The sequence below is a fragment of the Aliikangiella coralliicola genome (assembly GCF_007004725.1).
GTDB lineage: Bacteria > Pseudomonadota > Gammaproteobacteria > Enterobacterales > Kangiellaceae > Aliikangiella > Aliikangiella coralliicola.
On the sequence record NZ_ML660170.1, the window covers coordinates 245,235 to 256,402 of the forward strand.

Consider the following 11,168-nt stretch of genomic DNA (forward strand, 5'->3'; position numbering starts at 1 on the left):
TACCTCCACCCTTTGGCATACCTTCTTGGTATGCCTTTTTTATTTCAAATCCCCTAATCAAGCCATCAATCCCATCGCAATAACTTTTTATTATGACGATAATTGAATCTTTTACACCACAACTTGGTCAAACCCAATTAGTTGAATGAATCTGATAAACAACATGAATTTTGGCCAACAACTTTAAGAATGTTCTAAACTTATTGTGAATTGGCGCGATAACAGTAGAATAGATTTAGAATTACTAAGACCAGATTACCAAAATCAATAATCGGGAGATAGGCGTTGTCATCACGACAGCTAATCGTACAGCTAATCATTACACAGCTGGTTTTTTGTTGTTTGCCTGTATTTGCCAACAACGATTCACTGAAGTCGCAGCGAAAGCTGTTTTTGCAAGCCGAACAAGCCATAAAAGACAAGAATTGGTCTCTTTTTAATCGAAACTATCAACAACTAGCCGACTATCCCCTACAAATTTATCTGGAAAGAGATAAACTGCAGAGCAACTTCAGTATCGAAAATACTGAGGCAATCGCAAGCTTTTTGAATCAACACAGTAACGATGCCGTTGCTCGAAAATTACGTTATATGTGGTTGAATTGGTTAGCAAATAACGGGTATACCTCCACATTTTTACATCATTATCGAGAATTTGGCAGTACGCCGCTAAAGTGCAAACAGCTCCAATTTAAACTGAATACCAGCGAACCCAGACAAGATATTTACCCTCAAATTGAAAAAATCTGGCTGAACGGAAATTCATTACCTAAAGCTTGCGACACTTTAATAAAACGATGGCAAAAGTCTGGTGGGTTAACAGCACAACTCATTTGGAAACGTCTGTTACTGACGGTAAAAAATAAACGATACCAACTAGCAGACTATCTTAATCGCCAGCTGCCTGCCAATCAACAAGGTGCCGGTAAGCTCCTTGTGAAAGTGGCTAAACAGCCGAAGCATTTAAGCAAAATTACTTTTCGTGTCCCCTTGACCGCAAAAGCAGAAGATATTATTCAAATTGGATTAAACAAACTGGCCTGGCGAGATCCTAACCACACCATTAAAACCTGGAAAAAGCTCAGTCAAAAATATGGCTTTAACCTCCCTCTCCCAAAAACTCGTCGTGCTATCGCACTCAGTCTTGCAATTGACAAAGATCCAAAAGCCCACGCCTGGTTAAACTCAGTCACTGATCACAAGGACTCCACCGTAAGCCAATGGCTATTGGCAACCGCGCTGGATAACAACGATTGGCACAGCATTTCCAAATACGCTCAAAGCTTTGCCACTCATGGAGACGACTTTAACAAGTGGAAATATTGGCAAGGTGTCGCCGAAACTCAGCTCGGAAATTTAGACAAAGCTAAGTCACTTTTCTCATCAATTGCCGATAGACGTAGTTATTATGGTTTTCTCGCAGCCAGACAACTTAACCAGCAACCACAATTACAAGATAGTCCTGTGACAGTTGACCCAGATGCGCTTCAACAAATCTCTCGCTTGCCCTCAGCCAAAAGAGCGAAAGAGTTTTTTGAACTCAATCGACTCACCGATGCTCGACGCGAATGGAATCAACTTGTATCTCAAACACCGATAGACGCCCAGATTAAGCTAGCCGTCATTGCGCATAATTGGGGGTGGCAACACCAGGCAATTTTAGCTTTCGCCCGCAGCCGACAAATCAATGACGTTAGTAAAAGATTCCCGCTCCACCTTTATCAAACCTACGCAGCCGAATCAAAACGAAATAAAATTCCGGTGAGTTGGGCTTACGCGATTACCCGCCAGGAAAGTGCCTTTAAGACTGATGCGATCTCAAGCGCCGGTGCCAGGGGGTTAATGCAGCTTAAGCCTAGCACAGCTAAACAGGTTGCCGGCAAATCGAAATCTTATCGGCGAGCCTCGCAATTACTGACAGCCGACACCAATATCCAGTTGGGTACCGCCCATCTTGGGCAAATGTATCGCAGCTTTGAAGCGCATCCAGTGTTGGCAACCGCTGCTTACAATGCGGGAAAAAGTCGGGTTAAAGAGTGGTTAAATCAATCGAAAACTCAAAATGCTATTCAGTGGATTGAACAAATTCCCTATAAAGAAACTCGCGAATACGTCAAAAACGTACTCACGTATCAAACAATCTATGCCCACTTAGAAAAAGAGCAAGCCACATTCATCTCACAGATAGATAGCTACCCGATTTTATCCTTAAATGAAATAAAAAGTGGCGCCGCGAGCCGCTAAGTGTCAAGTTTGCAATTGCTTAATAAAAAAACATTCTAATAGCTCTTCCACTGCTAACAAAACGGTCCTTGGAAAATGTCTCTTTTTAGACGATGATTATGGTGAAAAGCCTGTTATATAAAGGTTTTCTCAAAAGTAGATATTGTTAAAGATTGAAGGAAGATCGTTAAATATCAAAATTTTCCCGCAATAAAAAGACTAAGGAGTCTGACCATGATGTCTGGACAAATCTCCGCAGAAATCGGACATTGGTATCGCCCATTTTCCAGTGAAACACTATTTGAAGTTGTCGCCATTGACTACGACGAACAAAGCATCGAAATCCAATATTTCGACGGAGAAATCGAGGAGCTCGAATTTAGCGGATGGAAAACATTGGTCCCCATTGAAACTGCACCACCTGAAGATTGGACAGGTCCGTTTGAAATCGATCGCCAAGATCCGGCATTTAACGAATATGCGATGAATGAAGCGCTGATGTCACTTGAACGCAAGGCCAGTTAGCACAAGCAAAGCTCGATCGATCTGACAAACGAAAATACCCCTTCGCCTGACACCGATTAGGGAAATCGGCTTATCGCCGATATTGGATTATTCTTCAAATTAATTCTCAAAACCCTCGATCTCAGCATAAGCCATGGTAGAATACGCGCAAATTATTGCCGCAATACCATGAGAGCTTAAAGTATGTCAGAAACAAGCGATAAATCACTCAGTTACAAAGACGCAGGCGTCGATATCGAAGCCGGAAACCAGTTGGTTGATAGAATCAAAGGGGTCGCCAAAGCGACTAGCCGACCGGAAGTTGTGTCTAATCTAGGTGGATTCGGCGCAATGTTTGAATTACCGAAAGGTTATCAAGAGCCGGTATTAGTCTCTGGCACCGACGGCGTGGGCACTAAACTCCGCTTAGCGATTGACGCAGGCATCCATGATAAAGTCGGTATTGACCTGGTTGCTATGTGCGTTAACGACTTGATAGTTCAAGGTGCAGAGCCGCTGTTCTTCCTTGATTACTATGCCACTGGAAAGCTTGATGTCGATATCGCGACAAGCGTGGTTACAGGAATTGGCGAAGGCTGCAAACAGTCTAACTGTTCTTTAATTGGCGGTGAAACTGCGGAAATGCCAGGTATGTACGACGGTGAAGACTACGATTTAGCCGGCTTTTGCGTCGGGATCGTTGAAAAATCAAAAGTCATTGACGGTACTCAGGTTGCAACCGGCGACCAGCTTATCGGGTTAGCTTCGAGCGGCCCCCACTCTAATGGCTATTCGCTTATTCGCAAGATCATTGAAGTTTCCGGTGCCGATCTCAAGCAAGACTTCCACGGAAAAACACTGGCGGAAACTTTACTAGAGCCGACAAAAATCTATGTAAAGTCGGTCCTGGAACTTGCCAAAAATATTAATTTGAAGGCCTTGTCCCACATCACCGGTGGTGGTTTACTCGAAAATATTCCACGTGTTCTGCCACAAAACACTTGTGCTCAGATAAACCGTTCTAGTTGGCAAATGCCAGAAATATTTAATTGGTTGCAAAGTAACGGGAATGTTGAACAGCAGGAAATGTATCGAACCTTTAACTGTGGTATTGGCATGGTTCTGGTCGTTTCTTCAGAAGAGCTTGAAACAGCGTTAGACCTCCTTAGAAAGCTTGGCGAAAATGCCTGGCATTTGGGTGAAATTGTTAGCGCTGAAAACTCACAACAGGTGACTTTCATTTAACTCTGTGTCTGACGATTTGTTCAGTGACTTTTACTGAGACAGTTTATTCTCACTAACTTAGTCGTGCCAACTGGCAATAAACTAGTTTTTATACGCTTTATGAGCTAGTTTTTATGAAACGGCCTTTATGAAATCGTTTTATTAAAGTAGGCCTGTTGCGCGCGATCTTATTGTTTTCTTGCTTTACAATTAATTAAACGAATTAACGGATCTAAAATGGGTAGTAAACGACTAGTTATACTGATTTCCGGCAGTGGTTCAAACTTGCAGGCTTTTATCGAGAAGCAACAACAAGGAAGTTTAGGCGGTACTATCGTTTCGGTCATTAGCAATAATCCAGAAGCTTATGGCCTTACCAGAGCGCGAGAGGCAGGAATAAAAGCAGTATCACTAGACCATAAAACTCACGCTAGTCGTGAATCTTTTGATAAAGAATTGGCAGAAGAAATTAAGAAGGACCAACCGGATCTAATTATTCTCGCAGGATTTATGCGTATTTTGACGCCCGAATTTGTGCAAACTTTTCGTGGTAAATTATTGAACATCCACCCTTCTCTGTTGCCGAAATATCCTGGACTTCACACTCACAAAAAAGCGCTGGAAAATAATGATGAATTTCATGGTACCAGCGTGCACTTTGTAACAGAAGAGCTGGACGGTGGTCCACTTATTGCGCAATCTCAAATGCGATTAATCGTAGGTTCAGAATCCAACGAAGAAAATGAGCTCAATGAACAACAGGTCATGCAACGAATTCAGAAACTCGAACATCGATTATATCCAGAAGTTGCATCCTGGTACTTGAATAACAGGCTAACAATGGAAAAGGACGGCGTTTATTTTGATCACAAAAAACTGGAAAGACCAATTCTTTTTGGCGACTGATATGTCGCTTTTTGGCCATTTGGCAAAAAGTGTGCGTTTAGTCGAATGCAAAGGATTAGCTAAAAAATTGACCCCAACTTCGAGCCTGAACTCGGTATTACTGATTGCATCCTTGCTGTTCTCGTTAAACTCCCCTGTTTCCTTAGCCGAACCAACATCGCCTGACAATTCCAGTACACCAACTCAAAACGAACAGGCAAATCAAAACCAGGATAAAACAGCAACAAATGAAACACAAAACGACAATGAAATTGCTGTAGAACAAACCCAACCAGTTGAAACAGTCAATCAAAACTCTTCAACCGCTCCCAACAACTTAAACAATCCACAAGTGGGCGACGGTTCACAATCACATACCGATCAAATAGAGGAAGGTACTGTCGAGTTAAGTGGTGAAAAAATTGATGAAGATATCGTCAAAAACAATGAAGACAAACAAGCTCCTGACGACACTCGTGCCGAAAACCACCGACAAGGTAATAACAGTCTTGATGATTTTAAAGCGGAACAAAGTAACCCACAAACTCCGGATAACAGTGGCTTGTCTGCAAACGAGCACAACAGGCTAACCTCTAGCCTACGTGAAAATCCCTGGGTTTTTCTTCATGCTTATAACGCTTCCTATGATATTTACTCCGACGGTGACAGGTTGGGTAGCGCTTCTCGCAATATGCTTTTTGAAGATGGAAACTGGAAACTGCAGGTCTCGACTAAATTGAAAAAATGGATGCTGACCCTAAAAAGCAGGGAGTTTTCTAAGTTCGTCATTCAAAATAACAAGTTATTTACCAATGAGTTTTTCACGTCTACTAAAATTAGCTTTAAATCTGAGCGTAAAGTAGAGCAATCTTTTGACTGGCAACAAAAAATGGAAGCGGGTAAAAAAGGAAAACGAAATTGGCAGTTACCGCTGGATCAACATTTATATGACCGCATGTCCCACTTGGTGAAATTGCGTTCAGATTTATTATCGGGAGCTAAAGATTTTAACTACATCATCAGCTATAAAGGTAAGCGTAAAACTTATAGCTATCAAATCACCGGAGATGAAACTATCATCACCCCCATGGGTGAAATAAACACCATTAGACTCGATAGAATCAGCGGCGATGACAGTCGCTTCTCATTATGGCTAAGCCCGGAGTATAACTACTTTCCCATTAAAATTGCCCAGGTTGAGCAAGATAAACCGGATGTCGTGCTTACCTTAAACAAACTGGAGTTTGTGACCCCTAAAGATGACATTAAACAGGCTGCCAGATAGCCCCGCCCTATTTCCGCCAAATGCAGCAGGCCAGAAGAAAAAGGTAAAACCTTGCTAGTCAGTAATTTACGCAAATGATCATTGCTCTCGTTGATTAATCAATTTAACCACTTTTTCTTTTAAGCTTTTCAGTCCCGCTTTTTGGCCATCGGCGATAGCCTCTTTGAGGCTTTTATGCTGAACACCATAAGCACGCAAAGCAATCAACGCCCCAACGCGATTGCTACTGGCGCAATGAATCAGCGTCATTCCCTGATGGCTACTTAATATTTTGTCGAGTTTATTCGCATTTTCAAAAGTAATGCCTGTTGCGCCAGAAATTTCGAGGGAAGTATAATTAAGCCCCAAAAGTTTTGTTTGCTCAGACTCATCGAACTGATTAAATTCACCTTCGGTCCTCAGATTAATAACATTGTTAACGCCCATCGCTTTAAGCTTTGCCAAATCTTCCGCAGAAGGTTGGCCGCCAGTAATGAGTTTGCCATTAAAAATCTTGGCATTTTTCATTGAAATATCTGAGAGATTAACTTGGTTTTCAGCGGACGCATTATTGAGTGAAAAGAAACTCAATAGCAAAACCAGACGAAATAAACTTGAGTAAATGCTTGCTTGTTTCATTAATTTTTCCTCTCAGTCTTTTGGGGTATTTTCCGCGGCTAACGTGATTTAGTCGAGCCAGCTCAACGTTCTGTTTGTTTAATTTCTCGACAGATTAATTTCTTTAAAATTTAATCTCATCGAACTTCAAATCATGATATCGATCAAACCATATTTCTGTCTGATTCTTAGCCATCCTTTCCATCTACAAAAACTTCGTCACGTGATTTTAAAGTGACGCTTTCGTCAACTTCCGAAAACTCAATGATCAACTCTCCCGACTTAACTTTTTCTATCACACTATCAACCCAGCCGGAATACTTTGGATCTTGTTCAGTTTCCGATAAATGGGTTACAACGTACTGCTCACACACCCCTTTTAAGGCTTCATCAGACAGCGTTTTATAGTCAATTAGCATCGCATTACAACCCTTTGATATTCAATCTATAATTGGAGAAACTTTGGATTATTGTATACTGACGGGCACTCATTTCGGCAATTATTTTGTGAGATTTTTAGTATATGTTCTATTCTTAACTAAACAAGATCATTTGATTCACATAAAACACCGATTTATTTGGGAAAAAGCACAATGTCCAAAATTTTAATTGCCGACGACTCGTCCAGTATGCGCCAAATGGTCAGCTTTACACTAAAAGCTGCAGGACATGAAGTAGAAGAAGCCAAAGACGGCAACGAGGCCCTGGCAAAAGCCAAGTCAACCCAATACGAACTGATTTTATCTGATGTTAACATGCCAAATAAAAGTGGTTTTGAGCTAACATCAGAACTCAGAAGTCTGGATAACTATAAGTTTGTCCCTATTCTGCTCCTAACCACAGAATCAGCAGCGGAGAAAAAAGGCCAAGGAAAAGCAGCAGGTGCAACTGGATGGATTGTTAAGCCCTTTAACCCGGAAACCCTGGTACACACCGTTAAAAAAGTGATTCGATAGTCGTAAATCCAAAAACAAAAAAGGCCACCAATGGTGACCTTTTCAATATTACTTTTTTTAACGACACAAATAGTGTCAATTTACTAACAAAATTTGGCGCGCCATGAGCGATTCGAACGCCCGACCCTCAGGTTCGAAGCCTGATGCTCTATCCAGCTGAGCTAATGGCGCGTGTTGAGGCGCTTAATCTAACTGAATGCCATAAAAGACTCAAGCAATTTTCTCATTAATTTTCAGATTAGGATCAATTTGATTTTTAAGTGTTGAATTTTTGAACGAAAATCAATGTATTTATGAATCTAAGATCAGAAATCTGGAGCCTACCTGTAATTTATTAGATAATGAGTTCATTCGTTACTCACTGCTTTCCTTCAAGTTAAATTTAGCGCCGATGCTGTCAACAGAAGCCCTCACTGAAATAAAAAGTAAACTTGTCATCAAGGCAAGAGAACACGGCTTTCAAGACGCCAGAGTGTCTGACACCTCAACCAGTGGTTATTTCGCAAAATTTAAACAATGGGTCAACGATGGATTTCACGGCGATATGTCTTTTTTGGAAAGAAATCAAAATCTACGCTCATCACCTGATGAATTGCACCCGGGTACACTCAGAGTTGTCTCTTTACGTTACGATTACCTTCCCGAACATGCAGGCTTTGTGAAACCGCTAAAACATCCTCAGCAAGCCAATGTATCGAGGTATGCATTAGGACGCGATTATCATAAATTAATGCGCAAAAAACTCGATGCTGTCTGTCGTCAGCTTCAAGCTGAAATTGAAACAAGCGATGCCGTTGATTATCGTGTTTTTGTTGATAGCGCGCCCGTGTTAGAAACTTCATTTGCAGAAAAATCCGGGTTAGGCTGGAAGGGAAAACACTCTCTGATTATCAACAAAAAAGCGGGGTCCTGGTTTTTCCTCGGTGAAATATTTATTAATTTACCGCTGCCAATTGATGAGCCCGTTGAAGATTTATGCGGCAACTGTAGCGCCTGTATTAGTTTATGCCCTACCGACGCTATCATCGACTCCAAGAAAGTAGATGCCACCCGTTGCATCTCGTATCTAACGATCGAAAATAAAGGCCCCATACCAATATCGCTTCGAAGTAAAATGGGTAACAGGATTTATGGTTGTGATGATTGCCAGTTGGCGTGTCCCTGGAATCGATACGCGCAAATATCTAAGGAAACAGGGTTTCAACCCAAAAATAATCTCGACACTATTTCATTGCTCCAGTTATGGCAATGGAATGAGAAAGAGTTTCTTGATAATTTTCAGGGTAGTCCAATACGAAGAATTGGATATCAAAACTGGCTGCGTAATCTGGCAGTGGCAATCGGTAATTCTGTCTACGAGCCACAAACCATTGAGTTACTCGTTAACAAGAAGCAAGAAGCAAACGATTTAGTCTGCGAACACATTGACTGGGCTATTTCACAATTAAAAAATCGCCAATCAAATGATTTAACGGTCAATAAAAAAACTCAAAAACTAATTAATTGCGTTACCAACATGCTGCCAAGAGATGCATAACTAACGGGAGCTGTTGAGCCAACACCTCCCGAAAAACCCTCGCGGGTTTATTGAAGCACCAAAGTTTTTATTTCACTGTACCAATTATCAATGTCTTTTCCTTTACTCTCGGCAATTGACAGTGCATTGGCTAAAAGTTCGGTGGCACCAGGCACATCACCTTGTGCTTTGGCTTCGACATACTTGTGGTGAAAAACCTGCTCAGGACTACGTAAATAATTGCTCAACTTTTCACCCAGCATTGCTGCCAGTTCAGTGGCAAGGCTATCCATTATTTTAATATCTGATGGTAAATCTGCTCGCACATAAGGCTGATGAAAGTCTCCTTTCTGGTATTCATTGATAGACTCGCCGGCATGCTCTGCTTCTTTAACAAAATTATCAGTTAATAAAATTTTTCCAGTCGAAGGTTCAATAATTCTAAAGGCAACTTCCGCAATCGCCTGTTTACGAACATGTTCAACTCTCAGTACCACTTCTTCAACAATCGGAGACTCATTGTACTGCTTTGGCGCTTCGCCACGTTTTCGCTTTGCCCATTTTTTATACTCTTCGGTTTCAACTCGATTTATTCCCGTTTGAACCTGCTGTGATCTTTGACCATTATTGACTGAAGTTTCGATCGCAGCTTGCAGAATTTCCCCATCAACCTTCAGAAGTAATCCCTGATAGTTTTGTGCTGTCGAATTCGGAGTATCGGTAACAATAAGCACTTCATTGCCTAATTGTTCAAAGAGAATTTTTTCTAACTTACTACCGACCCTTCTTCCAACAGATGCGACAACAGAATCCCCTGACTGAACCTCTTTAAATTCAGCAACAGATAACTTTGTCATCGCCCTGTTTTTTACTTCGTCACTAAGCTTTAAAAACTCTGCTTTTAATCCTGGGTAGTTGGGATCAAATTCATTCACAACCCGCATTAATGCCTGTCGTTTACCATCCCCACTCTGTTCTTGCCGAGCTCTGGACATCACTAAATCAAGGAATCGTTTTTCCTGAATAAAACCTTTCTGCGAAACATCCAGCTTTTCCTGAACTGTTCGACCTTTTTGGAAGTTCTGATAAGCCGTTAACAAATCTCCTTTTTCATAGGCTTTTTTAGCGGCGCCGGCAAAATAAGTTGCCAACACAGGAATGCTAGTTCCCATTGATTTTTTTAGCTGTAAAAAGATAGGTTCGTCAGCTACCTGCAGTAAAGATTGGTAGGCAGATTCTGGCTTACCATTTTCCAGTGCAAAACGAAAATCTTTTTCGAATAAGCCTGCTTGTCCTTGAGATAACATTGACTCAAACTGAATACTCCCAGGGTCAAGTAACAACCCCGATTTGGCCGCGCTAACCACCGTACTAAACAAGCGCTTGGAAAGCCCATCATTCCCTTGATAAAGTAGTTGAGAAATCACTTTTTCATGAGTTTGTTGGTACATTTTAGTTTCAGGCTGTTCTTTACCCGCCAAGGTTGCTGCTTTTTTGAGCGCGAGTACACTGGCAACTTGATCTTTACCTGACTCTTTAGATTCATCGACAAAGCGCTTTATTTTTTGATTTAAAGACTCTATTGCTCGTGCGAGTTTAGTGTTTAGGCGCGTATAGTCAGTCGCAGACCATTGTTGCATTCCTTCTATCGACTGTTGAGTTTGCAACAATTGCTGCCGAGTAATACTTGTATTATCTTCGGTTAATTTAGACAAAACAGATTCTACTTGCTGGCCTTTATCTACAACCAGAAGCTGTGCAATTTTAGAACGTAGTTCAACCGCATCCTTCCTCGCACTTCCCTTACTTTCAGCAACAAATCCCGATGCTTTATCATACAAATTTTCCAATGAGCCACCGTGACGAGCCGCATCTATCTCCGCTTGAGAAATAAGTGCTTTATTGGCTCCCCCACAGGCGAGCAATAAACAAAGAAATGAAGCCGTAATTAATGAAATTAATTTGTTTTGCATGAGTT

General features: G+C 41.4%; 10 protein-coding genes and 1 tRNA gene. 7 read left to right on the forward strand and 4 right to left on the reverse strand.

The window, feature by feature from the left end; genetic code table 11:
• The first annotated feature begins 285 nt into the window (after positions 1-285).
• From FLL46_RS23180 to FLL46_RS23200, 5 genes are all read left to right on the forward strand, one after another.
• Entirely contained in the window at positions 286-2,244 is a 1,959-nt protein-coding gene (locus tag FLL46_RS23180) for a transglycosylase SLT domain-containing protein (protein WP_142934201.1), read from the forward strand.
• 213 nt (positions 2,245-2,457) lie between these two features.
• A complete protein-coding gene (locus FLL46_RS23185) occupies positions 2,458-2,748 on the forward strand; it encodes a DUF6763 family protein (protein ID WP_142934203.1) in 291 nt (96 codons plus the stop codon).
• A 183-nt stretch (positions 2,749-2,931) separates the two neighbouring features.
• The gene (gene purM, locus FLL46_RS23190; protein WP_142934205.1) at positions 2,932-3,972 is read left to right on the forward strand and encodes a phosphoribosylformylglycinamidine cyclo-ligase; all 1,041 of its coding nucleotides are present in this window, start codon (positions 2,932-2,934) and stop codon (positions 3,970-3,972) included.
• 216 nt (positions 3,973-4,188) lie between these two features.
• A complete protein-coding gene (gene purN, locus FLL46_RS23195) occupies positions 4,189-4,857 on the forward strand; it encodes a phosphoribosylglycinamide formyltransferase (protein ID WP_142934206.1) in 669 nt (222 codons plus the stop codon).
• A gap of 1 nt (position 4,858) precedes the next feature.
• A complete protein-coding gene (locus FLL46_RS23200) occupies positions 4,859-6,121 on the forward strand; it encodes a DUF3108 domain-containing protein (protein WP_142934208.1) in 1,263 nt (420 codons plus the stop codon).
• Between the two features lie 78 nt (positions 6,122-6,199).
• Here FLL46_RS23200 and FLL46_RS23205 read toward each other — a convergent pair whose 3' ends face one another.
• The gene (locus FLL46_RS23205; RefSeq protein ID WP_142934209.1) at positions 6,200-6,739 is read right to left on the reverse strand and encodes a protein tyrosine phosphatase family protein; all 540 of its coding nucleotides are present in this window, start codon (positions 6,737-6,739) and stop codon (positions 6,200-6,202) included.
• A gap of 167 nt (positions 6,740-6,906) precedes the next feature.
• Entirely contained in the window at positions 6,907-7,137 is a 231-nt protein-coding gene (locus FLL46_RS23210; protein ID WP_142934211.1) for a YheU family protein, read from the reverse strand.
• A gap of 174 nt (positions 7,138-7,311) precedes the next feature.
• On the opposite strand from FLL46_RS23210, the gene FLL46_RS23215 reads away from it, so the two are divergent.
• Complete coding sequence (locus tag FLL46_RS23215) at positions 7,312-7,674, forward strand: response regulator (protein WP_142934212.1); 363 nt, start codon at positions 7,312-7,314, stop codon at positions 7,672-7,674.
• 94 nt (positions 7,675-7,768) lie between these two features.
• On the opposite strand, the gene FLL46_RS23220 is transcribed toward FLL46_RS23215, so the two are convergent.
• Positions 7,769-7,845, reverse strand: a tRNA-Arg gene (locus tag FLL46_RS23220).
• Between the two features lie 100 nt (positions 7,846-7,945).
• Between FLL46_RS23220 and queG the strand changes: the two genes are divergently transcribed.
• On the forward strand, positions 7,946-9,211 hold the full coding sequence (queG, locus tag FLL46_RS23225) for a tRNA epoxyqueuosine(34) reductase QueG (RefSeq protein ID WP_246119389.1): 1,266 nt from the start codon (positions 7,946-7,948) through the stop codon (positions 9,209-9,211).
• A gap of 47 nt (positions 9,212-9,258) precedes the next feature.
• Here queG and FLL46_RS23230 read toward each other — a convergent pair whose 3' ends face one another.
• The gene (locus FLL46_RS23230) at positions 9,259-11,163 is read right to left on the reverse strand and encodes a hypothetical protein (protein ID WP_142934214.1); all 1,905 of its coding nucleotides are present in this window, start codon (positions 11,161-11,163) and stop codon (positions 9,259-9,261) included.
• Positions 11,164-11,168 lie beyond the last annotated feature (5 nt).

Excerpts from the sequence above, each read along its gene's own strand:
- FLL46_RS23185 (WP_142934203.1), top strand. The coding sequence starts at position 2,458 with ATGATGTCTGGACAAATCTCCGCAGAAATCGGACATTGGTATCGCCCA.
- purM (WP_142934205.1), top strand. The coding sequence starts at position 2,932 with ATGTCAGAAACAAGCGATAAATCACTCAGTTACAAAGACGCAGGCGTC.
- purN (WP_142934206.1), top strand. The coding sequence starts at position 4,189 with ATGGGTAGTAAACGACTAGTTATACTGATTTCCGGCAGTGGTTCAAAC.
- FLL46_RS23200 (WP_142934208.1), top strand. The coding sequence starts at position 4,859 with ATGTCGCTTTTTGGCCATTTGGCAAAAAGTGTGCGTTTAGTCGAATGC.
- FLL46_RS23205 (WP_142934209.1), bottom strand. The coding sequence starts at position 6,739 with ATGAAACAAGCAAGCATTTACTCAAGTTTATTTCGTCTGGTTTTGCTA.
- FLL46_RS23210 (WP_142934211.1), bottom strand. The coding sequence starts at position 7,137 with ATGCTAATTGACTATAAAACGCTGTCTGATGAAGCCTTAAAAGGGGTG.
- FLL46_RS23215 (WP_142934212.1), top strand. The coding sequence starts at position 7,312 with ATGTCCAAAATTTTAATTGCCGACGACTCGTCCAGTATGCGCCAAATG.
- FLL46_RS23230 (WP_142934214.1), bottom strand. The coding sequence starts at position 11,163 with ATGCAAAACAAATTAATTTCATTAATTACGGCTTCATTTCTTTGTTTA.